The sequence below is a fragment of the Vogesella indigofera genome (assembly GCF_028548395.1).
Lineage (GTDB): Bacteria > Pseudomonadota > Gammaproteobacteria > Burkholderiales > Chromobacteriaceae > Vogesella > Vogesella indigofera_A.
In genome coordinates, this window is the sequence record NZ_JAQQLA010000004.1 from 793,650 (window position 1) to 812,490 (window position 18,841).

General features: G+C 66.6%; 19 protein-coding genes. 3 read left to right on the plus strand and 16 right to left on the minus strand.

Annotated features, from left to right (window positions below):
* Window positions 1-111: 111 nt before the first annotated feature.
* Entirely contained in the window at window positions 112-1,935 is a 1,824-nt protein-coding gene (locus PQU89_RS09490; protein WP_272765603.1) for a phosphoenolpyruvate carboxykinase (GTP), read from the minus strand.
* Between the two features lie 343 nt (window positions 1,936-2,278).
* On the opposite strand from PQU89_RS09490, the gene PQU89_RS09495 reads away from it, so the two are divergent.
* Complete coding sequence (locus PQU89_RS09495; protein WP_272765604.1) at window positions 2,279-2,560, plus strand: hypothetical protein; 282 nt, start codon at window positions 2,279-2,281, stop codon at window positions 2,558-2,560.
* 64 nt (window positions 2,561-2,624) lie between these two features.
* Here PQU89_RS09495 and PQU89_RS09500 read toward each other — a convergent pair whose 3' ends face one another.
* The 12 genes from PQU89_RS09500 to PQU89_RS09555 form a co-directional block, all read right to left on the minus strand.
* Entirely contained in the window at window positions 2,625-2,849 is a 225-nt protein-coding gene (locus PQU89_RS09500) for an HP1242/YdcH family protein (RefSeq protein ID WP_047968488.1), read from the minus strand.
* A gap of 144 nt (window positions 2,850-2,993) precedes the next feature.
* Window positions 2,994-7,118 (minus strand): DEAD/DEAH box helicase, encoded by a 4,125-nt coding sequence (locus PQU89_RS09505; protein WP_272765605.1) that lies wholly within the window; start codon window positions 7,116-7,118, stop codon window positions 2,994-2,996.
* 80 nt (window positions 7,119-7,198) lie between these two features.
* A complete protein-coding gene (hemL, locus tag PQU89_RS09510) occupies window positions 7,199-8,476 on the minus strand; it encodes a glutamate-1-semialdehyde 2,1-aminomutase (protein WP_272765606.1) in 1,278 nt (425 codons plus the stop codon).
* 447 nt (window positions 8,477-8,923) lie between these two features.
* Window positions 8,924-9,241 carry a thioredoxin family protein gene (locus tag PQU89_RS09515; RefSeq protein ID WP_272765607.1) on the minus strand — a complete coding sequence of 106 codons (318 nt, stop codon included), beginning with the start codon at window positions 9,239-9,241 and terminating at the stop codon, window positions 8,924-8,926.
* Between the two features lie 177 nt (window positions 9,242-9,418).
* Window positions 9,419-10,198: a zinc metalloprotease gene (locus PQU89_RS09520; protein WP_272765608.1), complete on the minus strand. Its 780-nt coding sequence runs from the start codon at window positions 10,196-10,198 to the stop codon at window positions 9,419-9,421.
* An 848-nt stretch (window positions 10,199-11,046) separates the two neighbouring features.
* Complete coding sequence (locus PQU89_RS09525; protein ID WP_272765609.1) at window positions 11,047-11,469, minus strand: hypothetical protein; 423 nt, start codon at window positions 11,467-11,469, stop codon at window positions 11,047-11,049.
* A 131-nt stretch (window positions 11,470-11,600) separates the two neighbouring features.
* Window positions 11,601-12,062, minus strand: a complete 462-nt coding sequence (locus tag PQU89_RS09530; RefSeq protein ID WP_272765610.1) for a CYTH domain-containing protein — start codon at window positions 12,060-12,062, stop codon at window positions 11,601-11,603.
* The gene (locus PQU89_RS09535; protein WP_272765611.1) at window positions 12,046-12,450 is read right to left on the minus strand and encodes a DVU_2496 family lipoprotein; all 405 of its coding nucleotides are present in this window, start codon (window positions 12,448-12,450) and stop codon (window positions 12,046-12,048) included. The genes PQU89_RS09530 and PQU89_RS09535 overlap by 17 nt, the downstream gene beginning before the upstream one ends.
* Window positions 12,447-12,863: a CopD family protein gene (locus PQU89_RS09540; RefSeq protein ID WP_272765612.1), complete on the minus strand. Its 417-nt coding sequence runs from the start codon at window positions 12,861-12,863 to the stop codon at window positions 12,447-12,449. Before PQU89_RS09540 ends, PQU89_RS09535 begins: the two co-directional genes overlap by 4 nt.
* Entirely contained in the window at window positions 12,864-13,220 is a 357-nt protein-coding gene (locus PQU89_RS09545; RefSeq protein ID WP_272765613.1) for an MmcQ/YjbR family DNA-binding protein, read from the minus strand.
* Between the two features lie 3 nt (window positions 13,221-13,223).
* The gene (locus tag PQU89_RS09550) at window positions 13,224-14,003 is read right to left on the minus strand and encodes a M48 family metallopeptidase (protein WP_272765614.1); all 780 of its coding nucleotides are present in this window, start codon (window positions 14,001-14,003) and stop codon (window positions 13,224-13,226) included.
* 65 nt (window positions 14,004-14,068) lie between these two features.
* On the minus strand, window positions 14,069-14,233 hold the full coding sequence (locus tag PQU89_RS09555; protein WP_047968505.1) for a rubredoxin: 165 nt from the start codon (window positions 14,231-14,233) through the stop codon (window positions 14,069-14,071).
* Window positions 14,234-14,298: 65 nt separating this feature from the next.
* Here PQU89_RS09555 and thiD point away from each other — a divergent pair, with 65 nt between their 5' ends.
* On the plus strand, window positions 14,299-15,159 hold the full coding sequence (thiD, locus tag PQU89_RS09560) for a bifunctional hydroxymethylpyrimidine kinase/phosphomethylpyrimidine kinase (RefSeq protein WP_272756318.1): 861 nt from the start codon (window positions 14,299-14,301) through the stop codon (window positions 15,157-15,159).
* Window positions 15,146-15,760 carry a thiamine phosphate synthase gene (thiE, locus tag PQU89_RS09565; protein WP_272765615.1) on the plus strand — a complete coding sequence of 205 codons (615 nt, stop codon included), beginning with the start codon at window positions 15,146-15,148 and terminating at the stop codon, window positions 15,758-15,760. The genes thiD and thiE overlap by 14 nt, the downstream gene beginning before the upstream one ends.
* Before the next feature lie 149 nt (window positions 15,761-15,909).
* On the opposite strand, the gene PQU89_RS09570 is transcribed toward thiE, so the two are convergent.
* The 3 genes from PQU89_RS09570 to PQU89_RS09580 form a co-directional block, all read right to left on the minus strand.
* On the minus strand, window positions 15,910-16,158 hold the full coding sequence (locus PQU89_RS09570; RefSeq protein WP_272765616.1) for a hypothetical protein: 249 nt from the start codon (window positions 16,156-16,158) through the stop codon (window positions 15,910-15,912).
* 188 nt (window positions 16,159-16,346) lie between these two features.
* Entirely contained in the window at window positions 16,347-17,852 is a 1,506-nt protein-coding gene (locus PQU89_RS09575) for a SulP family inorganic anion transporter (RefSeq protein WP_272765790.1), read from the minus strand.
* A gap of 163 nt (window positions 17,853-18,015) precedes the next feature.
* Window positions 18,016-18,840, minus strand: a complete 825-nt coding sequence (locus tag PQU89_RS09580; protein ID WP_272765617.1) for a substrate-binding periplasmic protein — start codon at window positions 18,838-18,840, stop codon at window positions 18,016-18,018.
* Window position 18,841: the final 1 nt, after the last annotated feature.

The window sequence follows — 18,841 nt, forward strand, 5'->3', positions numbered from 1 at the left end:
AAGCGTATCGATACGCAACTTCTTTATCGCACTGTAGCGCAGCCGGCCAAGGTTGGCCGCAAACAAAAACGGCTGCCCGCGGGCAGCCGTTTTGCGCAGTAACGCCGGACGTCAGGCGATCAGCGCCGCGCTGAGGCGGGTACGCTGCGCCGCCAGTGCCGGCGGCAGGCGGTCGGCCAGCTTGGCGAACCATTCGTCGTGCGCCGCCAGCTCGTGCTGCCAGGTGGCGTGGTCCAGCGCCATCAGCGCGGCAAAGCGCTCGGCGGTGACCTCGTCCAGCCCGTCCCAGTTCAGGTGGCCGTGTTCCGGCACCCAGCCCAGCGGGCCGGACACCGCCTCGGCGCGGCCCTGTACGCGGCCGACGATCCACTCCAACACGCGCATGTTGTCACCGAAGCCCGGCCACAGGAACTTGCCGTCGGCGTCGGTGCGGAACCAGTTGACGCAGAAGATGCCCGGTGCCTGGCTGACGCGCTGGCCGATGTCCAGCCAGTGCTGGAAGTAGTCGCCCATGTGGTAACCGCAGAACGGCAGCATCGCGAACGGGTCGCGGCGGGTGACACCCTGCGCGCCAAAGGCGGCGGCGGTGGTTTCCGAACCCATGGTCGCCGCCATGTACACGCCCTCGGCCCAGCCGGCAGCCTGGAACACCAGCGGCACGGTGGAGGAGCGGCGGCCGCCGAAGATGAAGGCCGAAATCGGCACCCCGGCCGGGTCGTTCCACGCCGCGTCCAGCGACGGGCACTGCTGGGCCGACACGGTGAAGCGCGCGTTCGGGTGCGCCGCCTTGCGCCCGGTTTCCTTGGCGATGGCCGGCGTCCAGTCCTGGCCCTGCCAGTCGGTGAGGTGCGCCGGTGCTTCCTTGGTCATGCCTTCCCACCACACGTCGCCGTCGTCGGTCAGCGCCACGTTGGTGAAGATCACGTTCTCGTGCAACATCGCCATCGCGTTGGGGTTGGATTTCACCGAGGTGCCCGGCGCCACGCCGAAGTAGCCATTTTCCGGGTTGATCGCGTACAGCTTGCCGTCGGCACCCGGTTTGATCCAGGCGATGTCGTCGCCGACGGTGCTGACCTTCCAGCCGTGGTAGCTCTTCGGCGGGATCAGCATGGCGAAGTTGGTCTTGCCACAGGCGCTGGGGAAGGCCGCCGCGACATAGGACTTCTCGCCCTGCGGGCTTTCCACGCCGAGGATCAGCATGTGCTCGGCCAGCCAGCCCTGGTCGCGGCCCATGGTGGAGGCGATGCGCAGCGCGAAGCACTTCTTGCCCAAGAGCGCGTTGCCGCCGTAGCCGGAGCCGTAGGACCAGATCTCGCGCGACTCCGGGAAGTGCACAATGTACTTGGTGTCCGGATTGCACGGCCACGGCTTGTCGGCCGCTCCGGCGGCCAGCGGCGCGCCCACCGAGTGCACGCAGGGCACGAAGTCACCATCCTTGCCCAGCACCTCGTACACCGCACGGCCCATGCGCGTCATGATGCGCATCGACGCCACCACGTACGGCGAATCGGTGATCTCGATGCCGATGTGCGCGATCGGGCTACCCAGCGGGCCCATGCTGAACGGGATCACGTACATGGTGCGGCCGGCCATGCAGCCGTCGAACAAGCCGTTCAGCGTGCCGCGCATCTCGTCCGGCGCCATCCAGTTGTTGTTGGGGCCGGCGTCGGCCTTGTGCGCGCTGCAGACATAGGTGCGGTCTTCCACCCGCGCCACGTCGGACGGGTCGGAGAAGGCGGCGTAGGAATTGGCGCGCTTGGCCGGGTTGAGGCGGGTCAGGGTACCGGCCTTGACCATTTGCGCCAGCAACTGCTCGTTTTCTTCTGCCGAACCATCCACCCAGTGAATGGCGGCCGGTTTGGTCAGGGCAGCCACTTGGGCAACCCAGGCGATGAGTTCGGAATGCTGAATATAGGACGGTGCTTGCAGCGACATGACAAACCTCGACAACAGGGATGGACAGAGGGGGACAACCGAGTCTGTTATTGTCGCCGATTTGTAGTCGGCGAGGTTCATCCCGACCTGCCAAAACGCAAACAACACCAAGTTTTTGCACGGCAAACAGGGATTTGTTGCACGAAAAACAAAAAAATCCGGTAAAGCCGGTGACGTAAGCACCGGGTTACGTAAGCGTAAAACTACACCCACCAGCACCGCACAAGGTTGGCCGCAAGCCGCCGCGCACCCAACCCGGCGTCAGCCGGCAGCGACAACACTTGCCGGCGACGGCCATCGCGTGTTCAATGCAATGACAATGACAAGCCACCAAGGAGCAGACATGGCCTTTGACGAAGCAGTGCACCCCGATCACTTCAGCACCCTGCGCCGTACCCCGTTTCCGCACACCCTGATCGAACAGCAGCTGATGCAGATGGGCGGCGGCGGTGTCGCCGGCAGCATCTTCCGCAAGCAGGTGCTGCTGGCCGCCGGCTGGCCGCACGACGGCCTGGTACCGTTTGCCAAGCACCCGCAGCTGGCCAGCACCACCTTCAACCGCATCCGCCTGCTGCTGGACGGCCACAGCCAGCCGGACACGCTGCTGGCTGCCCTGACCGCTTAAGCCGCCGGCCAGCCATAAAAAAAACCGCCTGTGCATCAGGCGGTTTTTTCATGGCCGGCAGCAATCAGCCGGCGCTGACCGAGGCACTCTTCAGGATCACGTACAGCTCGTCCTTCAGCTGCAGCTTTTCCTTTTTCAGGGTCTCGATCTCCAGCGGCGTGGCCGGGGTGATGTGCGCTTCCATGTTCTTGATCTGCTGGTCAAGCTCGTTGTGCTTGTCGAACAGACGGCTGAAGCGGCTGTCTTCGGTTTTCAGCTGGGAAATCAGGTCGCGGAATTCTGGAAACATGGGCAAGCTCCTTGTGGGTGGGTCGTTGCCTGAAACAGGCTGTCGATTTCATGCTACGCCCGCCAGCGCCCTCCGACTTGATCCAGCGCAAGCAAGGCCAATGCCGTATGCATGGTAGCGCCGGCAGGCCGGCGCCACCCGTGCTCAGGCGCCCTTGAGCAGCGCCAGCAACGCGTCGGCATCCAGCCGCGCGCTGACGTCGCCGCCTTCCAGCAGGCTGTCGGCCAGGTCGCGCTTGGCGGCGTGCAGCGCCACGATCTGTTCCTCGATGGTGTGCTCCGCCACCAGCCGGTAGATGGTCACCGGCCGCTGCTGCCCCATGCGGTAGGCGCGGTCGGAGGCCTGGTCCTCCACCGCGGGGTTCCACCACGGGTCGAGGTGGATCACGTAGTCGGCGGCGGTCAGGTTCAGGCCGGTACCGCCGGCCTTCAGGCTGATCAGGAAGATGTCGCCCTCGCCGCGCTGGAAGGCGTCGACGCGCTCCTTGCGCGCCTTGGCCGGGGTGGTGCCGTCCAGATACTGGTAGGCGACGCCGCGCGCGTCCAGATGCTGGCGCACCAGCGACAGGTGGTCGACAAACTGGCTGAACACCAGCGCCTTGTGGCCGTTTTCCAGCAGTTCGTCGGCGATATCGGCAAACGCCGCCAGCTTGCTGCCGGCGATGGTGCTGTCCTTCAGCACCAGCTGCGGATGACAGCAGAAACGGCGCAGCTTGGTGATCTCGGCCAGCACCTGCATCTGCTTGCCGTCGGCGCCCTTCAGCTCGTCCAGCTTGGCCACCGCCTGCTGGCGCATCGCCTCGTACAGGTGCAGCTCGTCGGCCGACAGCGGCACCTTGCGCGTGATCTCGGTGCGCGGCGGCAGCTCGTCCAGCACCTGGGTCTTGGTGCGGCGCAGGATGAAGGGCTGGATCAGCGCCTTGAGCGCCTTTTTCGCGCCCTTGTCGCCGCGCTCGATCGGGTTGCCGAAGCGCTGCGCGAAGCGTTCCTGGCTGCCGAGCAGGCCGGGGTTGAGGAAGCGGAACAGGCTCCACAGCTCGCCGAGGTGATTTTCCACCGGCGTGCCGCTGGCGGCCAGGCGGAAGCCGGCCTGCAGGTCCATCACCGCCTGCGCACGCTTGGTGCCGGCGTTCTTGATCGCCTGCGCCTCGTCCAGCACCACGCTTTGCCACTCGATGGCGGCAAAGGCGGCGGCGTCCTGCTGCAGCAGGCCGTAGCTGACCACCACCAGATCCAGCGGCCCGAGGTCGACCAGCGAGCGGAACTGGTGGTACGGGCGCACCTTCAGCGTCGGCGCGAAACGCGCCGCCTCCGACAGCCAGTTCAGCGCCACCGAGGTCGGTGCCACCACCAGCTGCGGCCCGCCCGGCGCGCGCGCCAGCAGCAGCGCCAGCGTCTGTACCGTCTTGCCCAGACCCATGTCGTCGGCGAGACAGGCGCCGACGCCCCAGTGCGCCAGTCGCGCCATCCAGTCGTAGCCGTCGCGCTGGTAGTCGCGCAGCTCGGCCTGCAGCGTGGACGGCAGCTGCGGCTGGAATGCCTGCAGCGACTGCAGGCGCTCGGCCTGCGCCTGCCACGCGTCGTCGGCGTCGAAGTCGCCGACCTCGCCGGCCAGCTCCGCCAGCTGCGCGGCGGCCAGTGCCGACACGCGCAGGCCGTCGCGGCCAACGTGGTCGGCCAGCAGCGCCAGCTCTTCCAGCCGCTTCTTCATCGCCTCAGTCAGCGCCAGCCAGTCGTCGTCGCCGAGCTTGAGGAAGCGGCCCGGCGTCTCGCGCATCAGCTCCAGCAGGTCGCGCAGCTGCAGCACGCGGCCGTCGTCCAGCTGCAGCGCACCGTTGAGCACGAACCAGTCGCCCTGCTGCTTGATGCCCAGACTCAGTTGCGCCAGGCCGCGGCGCGACTTGATGCGCAGGCGCTCGCCTTCCGGCCACACGCACTCCAGCAGCGCGCTGTCCAGCGCCTGCAGTTCGGACAGCACTTCCAGCGCCGCCTGCGGCTCGGCCAGCAGCCACTCCTGGCCGTCGTTGTCGCTGGCGGCCAAGAGCGGACAGGCGGCCAGCACGCTCTTCAGCGCCTTCTGTTCCTTCTTCAGGTTGCGGCGGGTCTGCACCGCCTTGCCGTCGCTGTCGCCAACGATGTTTTCCAGGCCGTGCCCCGGCTTGCACCAGTTGCCGCCCGGCAGCGGCCGTACCAAGAGCTGCAGGCGCAGCCCCTCGCTCAGCGGCAGCAGGTGGGCGTAGAGGCGGCCGTCGGCCGGCACGCTGTCGATGTGCGCCGCCAGCTCCGGCATGTCGGTGTGTACCGGCACCAGCGGCGCGATGTCGCGCACCGCTTCCAGCAGTTGCGCCTTGGCCGCGCGCGGCACGCTCAGCTCCTTGCCGAGGATGGTGGCGATCTGGCGCACCTCCTTGCTGATGCTGTACACCGCCAGCCGCGTCGGCGTCGCCTTGTCCCACACGATCTCGCTGTCCGGCGCGATCTTGCCCGGCACCAGCTTGATGCGGATCAGCTCGCCGCTTTCCTGCAGTTGCAGCGCCACGCTGCCGGCGACGATGTCGATGCCGACATCCGGCGCGTCGCTCCAGTACACCGCCGGATGGCCGATCAGCTGCGGCAGCGCCTTTTCGGCGTCGATCTCGTAGATGCTGCTGGCGTGGTAGTGGTGCTCGTGCTGCGCGCGCAGCACCTTGATGATCTGCTGGTCCTGCGGCAGCAGGTAGTCGAGGCTGTCGTCGCCGTCGAACAGGCGCCGCCACGACACGGTGCGGCCGCGGCTCCACTGGTTCTTGGCCGAGCGTTTCTGCTCGCGCGCTTCCAGCATCACGCCGTGGGCGCCGGCACTGAGCAGCCACGCCAGCCGCGTCTGGCCCTGCGCCGCCGCGCTGCGGCTTTCGCTCTTGTTGGGGCCGAGCTGGCGCAGCGCGTGCAGCGCCTGCTGCCACGCCTCCTGGCGCTGGAACGCCTCCAGCAGCGGCTTCAGCCGGTGCTGCTTGTGCCAGTCCGGCTGCTGCCGCGGCTGGCCGAACTGCACCGCCAGCAGCGCGTCTAGCTCGGCGGCCACCCACAGGTAGCCCTCGTCCTGCATCTGTTCGCGGAAGTTCTGCAGCGCCGCCTGCCACTGCGGCGTGCGCGCCTGCTTCACGTCCAGCCAGTACATCGCCAGCGCCAGCAGCAGGCCGTCGACGCCGGCCAGCGTCGAGGCGTCCGGCAGCGTCAGGTTGTTGCTGATGGCGCCGCCCTCGTGCTGCAGCACCAGATGCTGCAACACGTAGTAGCTGTGGCCGAAATGCTGGCGGATGCCGCTGCTGATCGCCTGCTTCAGCGCGCTGCTGCGCTGCGGGCTGTCCGGGCTGCCCAACAGCGCGATGCAGTGGAAGGCGTTGAGGTCGGCCGGCAGCTCGATCTTGCGCTTCTGCGTCTGCGCCTTCAGCTCGTCCAGCCACTGCTGCAGCGTGGACAGGGCCTCGCCGTAACGGCCGGACACGGTGTGCAAAAAGAACAGGCTGCTGATGGCGAAGCCCTCGCCGGCGGCGGCCTCCTGCAGCAGGCGCTGGATGTCGCCGCGCCACAGGAACTGCAGCATCAGCAGGCTGGTGAGCTGGTCCCAGTCGCGGTAGCCGTCGTCCAGCCGCGACAGCGCGTAGCGGTAGCCTTCGCGGAAGGTGTCGAAGCGGTAGTTGGCCTCCGGCAGGTAGTCCAGCAGCAGCAGCACCTGGATGTCGTCGACCAGCTGGTCGAACAGCTGGCGCCCGGCGGCGTTGGCGAACAGGCGCTTGAACGGCGCCTGCGGCAGGCTGCCGCTGTGCAGGGCCGCCGCCTGCTGGTAGCGCTGCAGCCAGTCCTGCGCCGCGCCGACCTGGCCGTGCAGGATCGCCAGCCACAGCCGCAGCTGGATCAGCGCGAGGTCGGGCTTGCCGCGCGCCGCCGGCGACATCGACAGGTGCTCGGTGAGCAGCTCGTCCCACGCGGTGCGCTCCTGGCGGTCGTGCAGCAGCTGCAGCAGCACGGTATTGCGCGCGCCCGCCGCGATGCGGTAGGGCAGGCCGGCGGTGCGCACGATCCAGCCCTGGTGCTCCAGATCGCCGAGGATCTCGCCTAGCTTGTCATTGTTCACCGCCTTGCCCTGCTCGTCGCGGATCAGGTTCAGCTGCAGCAGCGTCAGCAGGTTGGGCCTGGATTCGCCGGCCGGCAGCAAGGCCAGCGCGTGCAGCACGGCCAGATGCGCCGGTGCGAGTTGATCAATGGTGTGGGCGGCAAACAAATCGGTCATTGGCGGCGATCGGGAAAAGCAAAAACAAAAAAGCCGCACACCCGGTCAAGGGCATGCGGCCAACCTTGGGCAGGGCAAGATTATACGCGGCTCAGCGCACGGCGTGCGGCGGAGATGGTCTGCTCGACCAGCTCGTCGGTGTGGGCGATGGAGATGAAACCGGCCTCGTAGGCCGACGGCGCCAGGTACACGCCCTCGTCCAGCATCGCGTGGAAGAAGGCCTTGAAGCGGGTGATGTCGCAACGCGTCGCCTCGGCGTAGCTGGCCGGCACCGTGTCGCTGAAGTAGAAGCCGAACATGCCGCCGACGCTGTCGGTGGTCATGGCGATACCGGCGTCGCGCGCGGCGTCGGCGAGGCCGGCGGCCAGGCGCGCGCTGCGGCGGCCGAGGGTGTCGTGGAAGCCCGGCTGCTGAATCAGGCGCAAGGTCGCGAGACCGGCGGCCACCGACAGCGGGTTACCGGACAGCGTGCCGGCCTGGTACACATTCCCCAGCGGCGCGATCTTGCCCATGATGTCGGCGCGGCCGCCGAAGGCCGCCAGCGGCATGCCGCCGCCGACCACCTTGCCCAGCGTGGTCAGGTCCGGCGTGATGCCGTGCAGGCCCTGCGCGCAGCCCAGCGCCACGCGGAAGCCGGTCATCACCTCGTCGTAAATCAGCACCGCGCCGTACTGCTCGGTCAGCGCGCGCAGTGCCTGCACGAACTCGGCCGACGGCTTGATCAGGTTCATGTTGCCGGCGATCGGCTCCAGGATCACGCCGGCGATCTTGTCGCCCAGCTCCTTGAAGGTGTCGGCCAGCTGCTGCACGTCGTTGTACTGCAGCACCAGCGTGTGCTTGGTGCAGTCGGCCGGCACGCCGCCGGAGGACGGGTTGCCGAAGGTCAGCAGGCCGGAGCCGGCCTTGACCAGCAGGCTGTCGGAGTGGCCGTGGTAGCAGCCCTCGAACTTCACGATCAGGTCGCGGCCGGTAAAGCCGCGCGCGAGGCGAATCGCCGTCATCGTCGCCTCGGTGCCGGAGGACACCAGCCGCACCTGCTCCACCGACGGCAGCAGCTTGCAGATTTCCTCGGCGATCTCGACCTCGCCCTCGGTCGGCGCACCGAAGGACAGGCCGCCGACGGCCGCATCCTGCACCGCCTTCACCACCTCGGGATGGGCGTGGCCGAGAATGGCCGGGCCCCAGCTGCCGACGTAGTCCAGGTACTGCTTGTCGTCGGCATCCCAGAAATAGGCGCCCTCGGCGCGCTTGACGAAGCGCGGCGTACCGCCGACCTGGCCAAAGGCACGCACCGGCGAATTGACGCCGCCGGGGATCACTTGCTTGCCACGTTCAAACAGTTCGAGATTGCGGGACATCGTTTTCCTTTCTGGCGGCGTCGCACGCCGCGCTGGCTAATGGGCAACGGGCCGCCCGTGGCAGCCCGGCAAAATCCTGTCGGTCACGATACGGCAGCGCACGCGTCGCGGCGTTGACCTGTATCCAGAAGCGTGCGCCCTACGCGGGCGTCTGTTATCGAGGCAGGATTGTCCGGCAAATCGCCGCGCAAGGCCACCACCGGGCAGAAACGCAGCGTTCGGCCAGCGCGATGGCGGCGGGCGGCCGGGCTTGTCGCGGTCAACGGTCTTGATTCATGCCACGGAAAAACATGGACAAAGGCCAAGGCGGCTTTGGCCACGACACCCGCGAAAGAACGCGAAAACAAGGTTGGCCGCAAACCGGTTCAATCGCCAGCCCGAACGGTAGGGTGCGTCACCCGCAGGGCAACACACCGCCAGCCATCAGCAAGAGACAAGATCACCGCGTCACGGCGCCAGCAGCGGCGCCACCTCGTCCACCGTCAGCGGTCGCACCACGCGTCCGACCTCCACCCCGTCGCGCAGCAGGATCAGCGTCGGCCACAGCTTGACGCGGAAGCTGCGCCCCAGCCGCCGCCCGGCACCGTCCTCCACCTTGATGTGGGTCAGCGCCGGCTGCGCCGCCAGCGCCTGCGCGATCGCCGGCTGCGCCGCCTGGCAGTGCGGGCACCAGTCGACGCCGAACTCCAGCAGCAGCGTACCGGTGCTGGCGTCGAGACTGGCGCGCTCGGGTGCGGCGGCGGGGTAAGTGGCAACGTAGGGCATCGCGGGCTTCCTTCAGCTATCGGACGGGTGGCCGCGCCGGCCTGACAGCCGGCGGGTACCGGTGATGATAGCCGGAAACGCGCAGCAGCCTGAACGCACGTTGGCCGCAAACCCGGCACGGCTTGCGGCCAACCTTGCCTGCCAGATGCGATGATTCAGCCCGCGTGGCGAAGTGGCTCAGTCATGCGGCCGCTGGCCGCGCTCCACCGCCCAGAACACGTGCGTATACACGCGCCAGCCGTGGCCGAAATCCTGCACGTAGGTTTCCACCATGCCGCCACGCTGGCTGCGCAACAGCCGCCCCCACTGGCCGCGGGTCGCCAGCTCCAGATTGGCCATCGCCGCCGGCATCGCCGCCAGCGAGGTGCTGTCGTCGTCGTGGCTGTAAATGGCCTCCAGCTGCGCATAGTCGTGGGCATTGGGATGCTGGTTGCTGTCCGGGCTGCGGGTGTAGTCCATGCAGGAGCCGAGGTTTTCATTGTTGAAGTTCTCGTCCTGATGCCCCAGCCCGAAATTGTGGCCGACCTCCTGGCACATCACCAGCTGGCGCCAGGCCGGCGTGTTGTAGCTGGCGGTCTTGAAGTAGCTGTCGTTGAGCTTGGTGGTGCCCTGCACGATATGGCTGCCGCTGGCCCAGATCTGCGCCAGCCCCAGCCAGCCGTTATTGCCGTACGCCGAATTGCAGACCTCGACCCGGCCGCTCGTCGGCCGGCAGCGCTTGGCGGTGGTGCCTCCGGTCACCATCTCGGTGTCCAGCACCGAGGAACTGGTCCAGTCCGCCGCCGCCGTTTTGAAGAACTCCAGCCAGTTGCCGTCGACGTTATTGCCCAGCGGCACGGTAAACGGGTTGCCGGTGCGGGCCCAATGGTAATTGCCCCAGGCATGGCTGGCCTGCGCCAGCGGCGCCGCCAGCATGGAAGCCAGCAGCGTGCCGGCCAGAAGCGTGGTACGTGACATGATGCAAGCCCCCGTGAAGTGTCCCCTTCACAGTAATGCCCAGCCGTAACACAAATACAAATGCCATGCAGGCAAAAATCTGTCTTTCATCATGCAATAACAGTAGAGCGACACGACGCACCGCCGGTCGATAGCGGAAAGCGGAAAGCGCCAGACAAACATCATCCGCACAGCGGAGTCCGCAGACAAAACAAGGTTGGCCGCAAACCAGAAACGGCGTGCGGCCAACCTTGGTCATTCCATCGCTGTGAACGCTGGGCTTCGTCAGCTCAGCCCAAGCTACCGCGTTCCCCGGATGCGCCTGCGGCTTATCCAGGCTACGAGTGGCCGACGCCACCCATCCCGTTGGCGCAGGCCGTAAAACCGTCCGCCAGCCCGGGAACAAGCCGCCCCTTTTTGAGCGCAGCGGATGGGCGGCGCCGGGATGGCGGACGGTTTTACGGGAATTCCTGCGCCGTCGGGTCGCCTTTTCTTTGGGTACTTTCTTTTGGCGAAGCAAAAGAAAGTGCCCCGCCGCCGCGCGGAAAGCGGCAGATAAAGAACATCCGCGCAGCGGAGTCATCAGACAAAACAAGGTTGGCCGCAAACCCGAAACGGCTTGCGGCCAACCTTGGTCATTCCATCTCGGTGAACGTTAATGAAATGGACGCCTCTCTTCTGCGGCATCTAGGTGCCAAAGTGAAGTGTCACCGTCACTTGAATGAAGGGAAGCGTCATGGATCAGCATAGCGTGATTGGCCTAGATTTGGGCTTCGCAAGATCAACCCAAGCTAGCGTGCCAAGCAACAGCAGTAGCAGCAATAATCGGTGCATGTGGCACCATTCCTTGATGGGTGAGGCTTATCGGCTCAGCGAATGTCGATGGTATAGATGTATGCGTTGCCGGCAACACACTTGTTCTCTTCACCGAGTTTGGGCAAAGCACCGAGCTTGAGTATGGTTTGTACCACGCGGGAGTTTTCGTCCGTTCCGAGTGTTTTGTGACCCCGAATAATCGAACTCTCATCAATGATCAGGGCTATCCGATACGTACCGGCATCCTGCCCAAACAGCAGGCCATGTTTGGCAAACTCGGATGAGAAAAAGAGTGGAAGTTCCGTCAATAGATAATGTCGGGCATGTTGACTGAAGCAGTCATAGCCAAGCTGATCTGCTGCGTTGGCAGAGAAGGTAACCCTTCCCGAGTAGTTGCTAATTTCTGGTTCATCCGCCAATACGCTTCCCGATAACAGCAGAGACAGCAGGATGCCGATAGGTTTGCTTGTGCTCACAGTTCGTCCTTGGGCTGTGCCGAGGTTGATTGGACAAGTGAATACTAACCAGATATGACAAAAGGGCAAGCCAGCCGGCTTGCCCTTGTTCACCTCACCTTGCGGCCAACCTCGGCCGCCGCCTCAGCCGCTTACCACGACCCAAACGGATGCTTCGACAGATAAGCGTTGGTAAAGCGGCCATCAAAAGTCACTTCCTCGCCGATCCATGCCGGCTTGTCGAAGGCGGTGTCTTCCGACGGCAGCTCGATCTCCGCCAGCACCAGCCCGGCGTTGGCGCCGAAGAACTCGTCCACCTCCCACACAAAGCCGCCGAAGTCGATGCGGTAGCGCAGCTTGTCCACCACCATCGGGCACATCGCATCCATGATGGTCTGCGCCTCCGCCACCGGGATCAGGTATTCGAACTCGTGGCGGCTGATGTCGCTGATCTGGCCTTTCAGCGTCAGCCACGCCTGGTCGCCGACCACGCGCACGCGCACGGTGCGTTCCTTTTCCACCGACAGGTAGCCCTGACGGTAGCGCACGCCCTCGGCCAGACCGCGCCAGGCGTCACCGTTTACCTTGAAGCGGCGTTCAATTTCCACTGCCATTGTGTTTTTCCATTTCCTTGACGAGGCGGGCCGGTGCCTTCAGGCGCCAGTCCGCGGGGCGATAGGGGTGCACGTCGTCCGGCCAGCGCGCGTCGGTCTGCCATACCGACCAGGCGCCGGGCACGGCGATGCGACCGGCACGGGCGCTGTCGACGTAGTCGCTGCGCGCGGCGGTGACGTTGCAATAGGCTTTGCGCCCGGCGTAGGAACCATCGGACGACAACTGGCCGCGCGGGAAGCCGGCCGGCAGCTGGGCCGGGCTCATCTTGCCGGGCACGCTGTCGCCGGCGGCCAGACCCTGGGCCAGCACGTAGACGTGACCGTCGCAGTCTTGCTGGCAGCCGGTCAGCAGCGCGGCCAGCGCGAGGGGAAGCAGGAGCTTGATCAAAACGGTTTCACCACCACCAGGATCAGCACTGCCAGCAGCAGCAGTACCGGTACTTCGTTGAAGAATCGGAACCAGACGTGGCTCCGGCGATTGCGCTGCTGCACGAAGTCCTGCAGCAGCCGGTAGCAGTAGCCGTGGTAGCCGACCAGTACCGCCACCAGCGCCAGCTTGGCGTGCAGCCAGCCGCCGCTAACGCCATAGCCCAGCCACAGCAGCAGGCCGAGCGCCAGCGCCAGCACCGCCAGCGGCGTCATGAAGCGGAACAGCTTGAACGCCATCAGCAGCAGGCGGTCGTATTCCTTGCCCGGCTCGGCCAGCGCCAGGTTAACGTACAACCGGGGCAGGTAGAACAGGCCGGCGAACCAGGACACCACGAAGAACAGGTGGAAGGCCTTGAGATAGAGGTAGGTCATTCAGAGTCCGTATTGCGCGCGGGTGGCTTTTGACAGCCGGGAAAGCACGATGATACGTGCTGCGGCCAACCTGGCCTCGATTTGCGCCACGCTGAAGCTCTGCAGCGTGTGCAGCTTGATCCAGCGCGCACGTGCCAGGTAGGGCGCCGGGGTGACGCCGGGCAGGTCGCACAGCGCGAGAAAGTCGTCGGCGTCGACCTTGAACGCGACGCCGCCATCGTGGAAGGTGGCGAACATCTTGCCTTCGATCTGCAGCACGCGCACGCCGCCCCACTTGATGTCGAGCACCACGTCGGGCAGCGCCAGCGCGTGCTGCTCCAGCTGGTGCAGCAGCGCGGCATCAAGTGACGGCGACATCGCTCAGCGCGCCTTGCGGGCGGCGTTGTACAGAGGCAGCACGCGCGGGATCTGGCGTTGCAGCTCGTCGATACGCGCCGGGCCGGACGGGTGGGTGGACAGGAAGCTCGGGCCGGTGCCGGCACCGTTCTGCATCATCTTCTGCCACAGCGTCACCGCCGCGTTCGGGTTGTAGCCGGCGCGCGCCATCAGCTCCAGGCCGATGATGTCGGCCTCGGATTCCATGGTGCGGCTGTTGGGCTTGGTCAGCGCCACGTCGGTGGCGATCGCGGCCAGTTCCATCGAGCCTTGCGACAGGCCGGCCAGCTGGCCGACGATGCCGAGGCCCATCTGCTGTGCGTAGGCCTGGCTCATGGTCTCGCGCGAGTGTTCGCGCAGCGCGTGCGAGATCTCGTGGCCGATGATGGCCGCCATCTCGTCGTCGCTCAGGCGCAGGCGGTTGACGATGCCGCTGTAGACCATGATCTTGCCGCCGGCCATCGCGTAGGCGTTCAGGTCGTCGGACTGGGTGACGTTCACTTCCCACTTCCAGCTGCGCGCGTCGGCGCGGAACACCGGCACCTGCGCGATCAGGCGTTGCGACACCGCGCGCACGCGGGCGGTCAGCGCGGCGTCGGTGTTGAGCGTGCCGGCGCTACGCGCCTTGCCCACTTCCTGCACATAGGATTGCGCGGAGGCCTGCTCCACTTCCTGCGGCGACAGCAGCATCAGCTGCTTGCGGCTGGCACCTACGGCGCCGGTGGCGGTGGTGTTGACACAGCCGGCAACAGCCGCGGAAAGCATCAGGACACATCCGGTCCGGGTCAGCCAGTTAGCCATTTTCATGTTTCCTCTTGCAGCGGCGTCACTCAGAACGCCATCATCTCGAAATCGTCTTTACGGGCGTCGCAATCCGGGCAGGTCCAGTTCATCGGCACATCTTCCCACTTGGTGCCGGGCGGGATGCCGTCTTCCGGGCGACCCGCCGCTTCGTCGTAGATAAAGCCGCAGATCAGACACATCCAGGTTTGCATAGTGTTAAGCCTTCGCTCGGTTAAAATCCGTATTGTAAATCCTGTGAGACCAGAGAGGTTAAGCCTTGAGCCAAGACATCATTCTCCCGCCTATCGTGCTGACGCTGGCGGGAGCCGATCCCACCAGCGGCGCCGGCATCCAGGCCGACATCCTGACCCTGGCCAGCATGGGCTGCCATCCGCTGTCGGTGATCACCGCCATCACGGTGCAGGACACCCGCGGCGTGCAGGACTTCATGGTCATCGACGACGAATGGGTGCTCGACCAGGCGCGCGCGGTGCTGGAAGACATGCCGGTGGCCGCGTTCAAGGTCGGCATGATCGGCAGCATCGATAACGTGGTCGCCATCGCCGAGCTGATCGCCGACTACCCGGATATCCCGCTGATCTACGATCCGGTGCTGGCCAGCGGCGCCGGCGACGAGCTGGCGCGCGAGGACATGATCCACGTGCTGCGCGACATGCTGTTGCCGCAGGTGACCGTGCTGACCCCCAACAGCATCGAGGCGCGGCGGCTGGCGGCCAATGACGCCGACGACGAGGAAGAGCTGTCGGTGGCCGACTGCGCCAAACGTCTGACGCGGCTGGGCTGCGACTACGTGTTCATCACCGGCACCCACGAGCCGACGCGCGACGTGGAAAACCGGCTCTACGACCTGGGCGGCGAAATCCGCGTCGACACCTGGCCTAGACTCAACGGCAGCTTCCATGGTTCCGGCTGCACCCTCGCCGCCGCCATCGCCGGGCTGGTGGCGCGCGGGCTGGCGGTGCCGGAGGCGGTGAAAGAGGCGCAGGACTACACCTGGCAGGCGCTGCGCTACGGCTTCCGCCCCGGCATGGGCCAGTTCATTCCCGACCGCCTGTTCTGGGCCAATGACGACGCTGGCGACGACGATGCCGACAAGGAACAAGATGCAAACGTTTAACGGCCTGTACGCGATCACCCCCGACACCGACGACAGCGAGCGCCTGATCGAGCAGGTCGGCGCCGTGCTCGACGGCGGCGCGCGCATCCTGCAGTACCGCAACAAGGGCAGCGACACGGTGCGCCGGCTGTGGCAGGCCAATATCCTGGTCAGTCTGGCACGCAGCCGCAATGCGCTGTTCATCGTCAACGACGATGTCGAACTGGCGCGCGCGGTCGGCGCCGACGGCGTGCACGTTGGCCGCGACGACGCCGGCATCGCCGCCGCCCGCGCCGCGCTCGGCCCCGGCGCCATCGTCGGCGCCAGCTGCTACGACAGCCTGGCGCTGGCACAGGCGGCGGTGGCCGCCGGCGCCAGCTACGTCGCCTTCGGCGCGGTGTATCCGTCCGCCACCAAGCCCGGCGCCGTGGCGGCGCCGCTGTCGCTGTTCGCCGACGCCGCCGGCCTCGGCGTGCCGCGGGTCGCCATCGGCGGCATCACCGCCGCCAACGCCGGGGCGGTGGTCGCCGCCGGCGCCGACGCCATCGCGGTGATCGGCGGCCTGTTCGAACAGGCCGACCCCGGCGCCGCGGCGCGCACGCTGGCGGCGCTGTACCGCTGAGCAGCACTCCACGCCCGGCGCTCCAGACCGGGCGGGACGGCATTAAAAACGGCTGCGGCAGCGGTGTTTATCCGGAGATAAACCCGCCTGCCGCAGCCGTTTTCACCGGGTCCCGCCTGCTCGCGTGAGCGCGCGATCGTGAACCGGCGTCAGGCCACCGTGTCGATGATGCCGCCGACAAGCTGCAGGCCGCTGGCCAGCGCCGCGCCGGTGGCGGAGAAACCGCCATACAGCGCGTCGCCGCCCTCCTCGATGCCGCTGACCACGCCGGTGGCCACCTGCAGCGCGCCGGCGCTGATGTCGCCGACGCCGGAGGCGATCTTCACCACCCCGCTACCCACGCTGCCCAGGCCGTAGGCCACGGTGGACCCCGCTGCCGCGATGCCGGAGAGACTCATCTTGCTGTCCTTTGCTGTGCTGTTGCCGCCCCTGCGGCATGACGATTTGTAGCCTAGCGTCAGCGCAACTTATCCATGCTGCGGTTTTGCATCCACCCTGTTACAAGACGGCAACATGGCGCGGCCAACGTTGGCCGCAAAAAAACCGCCACGCGGCGGCGTGGCGGTGCGGAGGTGCGCGATGCGGCTCAACCCAGCTTGTTGTCGGCGATGTGGTAGTGCGGGTCCTCGAACTGGTTGACCTCCACCATGCCCTTGGCCTTGTCCAGCAGCTCCAGGCAATCCGGGCTCAGGTAGCGCAGGTGCAGCGTCTTGCCGGCCTGCTGGTAGCGCGCGGCCAGCGCGTCGATGGCCTCGATGGCGGAGTGGTCGACCACCCGCGCGCGGCGGAACTCGATCACCACGTGCTCGGGGTCGCTCTTGGGCGCGAACAGCTCGCTGAAGTTGGCGGTGGAGGCGAAGAACAGGCTGCCCTCCAGCTCGTACACCTTCCAGCCCTGCGCGTCGGTGCGGGTCGTGACGCGGATGGTCTTGGCGTGCTGCCAGGCGAACACCAGCGCGGCAAACACCACGCCGCACAGCACCGCCACCGCCAGATCGGTGAGCACGGTGATCAGCGTCACGCCGACGACGATGATCGCGTCCTGGCGCGGGATCTTGCGCAGCACCTGCAGGCTGCCCCAGGCAAAGGTCTTCTGCGACACCACCAGCATCAGCCCGACCAGCGCCGCCAGCGGGATCTGCTCGATCCATGGCGCCAGGAACAGGATGAAGCCGAGCAGGAACAGCGCGGCGACGATGCCGGACAGGCGGTGGCGGGCGCCGTTGTTGATGTTGATCATGCTCTGCCCGATCAGCACGCAGCCGCCCATGGTGGCGAACAGGCCGGCCACCACGTTGCCGCCGCCCTGCGCCAGCGCCTCGCGGTTGGGCTGGCCGCGGCTGTCGGTGATGTCGTCGATCAGGTTCAGCGTCAGCAGCGACTCCAGCAGGCCGATGGCGGCCAGCACCAGCGCATACGGCAGGATGATGTAGAGCGTGTCCAGCGTCAGCGGCACCTGCGGCAGGTGGAACTGCGGCAGGCCGCCGGCGATGGAGCCCATGTCGCCGACGGTCTTGGTGTCGATGCCGAAGCCGGCCACCACGCCGGCCACGATCAGGATCGCCGCCAGCGCCGCCGGAATGGTACGGCTCAGGCGCGGCAGCAGGTAGATGATGGCCATGGTCAGCACCGTCAGCGCCGCCATCACCGCCATCACCGCCAGCTGCGGCGCGGCCAGCCACTGGCCGCCGCTCTTGAAATGGCCGGCCTGCGCCACCGTCATCACCAGCGCCAGGCCGTTGACGAAGCCCAGCATCACCGAGTGCGGCACCATGCGGATGAACTTGCCCAGCTTGAAGGCGCCGAACAGCAGCTGCAGCACCCCCATCAGCACCACGCTGGCGTACAGGTATTCCACGCCGTAGCGGGTGACGATGGACACCATCACCACCGCCAGCGCGCCGGTGGCGCCGGAGATCATGCCCGGACGGCCGCCGAAGCTGGCGCTGATCAGGCACAGGAAAAAGGCGGCGTACAGCCCGGTCAGCGGGCTGACGTGGGCGACCAGCGCGAAGGCGATCGCCTCCGGCACCAGTGCCAGCGCCACGGTGATGCCGCTGAAAAAGTCGGTCTTGATCGCCGACGGGGTCATTTTGGTCAACACGCTACTCCGCAACAGGGTGCGCGCCGGCAGGCGGCGGCAAACGATATCAGGCAAGACAAAGGCAGGACGGCAGGCAGGCGGCACGGCCTGGCAGGCGAAAAAAGGGAGCGATTATGCTACAGAAACAGGGACTTGTCGCCGCGAACGGCGCTCAGCCGGCGCCCAGGGTTGGCCGCAAGGCGCTGCTGCCGGGCGGCTGCGGGCGGAACAGCGGCTGGCTCTGCCCCGGCAGGCGGTAGCGCTGCGCCAGCGTCTGGTACAGCCCGGCCTGCGCCTGCTGCTGCAGCGCCTTGTTGAAGCGGTCACGCGCGCGCACGTCGCGGAAGGACAGCGCGTACTGCGTCGGCGGGAACAGCGCGTGGGTGCACAGCGGCTGGCGGTTGTTCAGCGGCACATCCGGCTGCATCGAGAAGTGCAGGAAGATGTACAGGTCGGAGATCACCACGTCGGTGCGGCCGGTGAACAGCAGGTTGTTGAGGATGGATTGCGGCGACGACTCGACGTAAGCGGCATTGCTCCTGGTCATCGCCGCGAACTCGGCGCCGAGAAAGCGCTGCGCGTTGTGGAAGGCCGCCACCCGGTACTGGCCCAGCTCGGCGATGTGTTTCAGCTGCAGGTGGCGCTGGCACAGCGTGATCGCCATATTGCGGTAGGCGATGTAGGGCTCGGACACGAACGGACCGTCGTTGGAGATGGCGGCGTCGATGCGGCCGTCGGCCAGCGCCTGCTGCGCGCGCTGGTTGGGCAGCAGCAGGATTCTGGGCTGGTAGCCGGCGGCGCGCAGCACGCTGCTGACCAGCTCGTACTCGATGCCGCGGGATTCGTCGGCGATGATGTACGGCGGCTTGTTTTCACCCAGCGCCACCTGCAGCACCGGCAGCGGCGGCGACTCCAGCGCCTGCGCCGGCAGTGCCAGACACAGCAGCGCCGCCGCCAGCAGCCGGCGCGGCCAACCTTGGGCCGGGTAGTGCGCCATG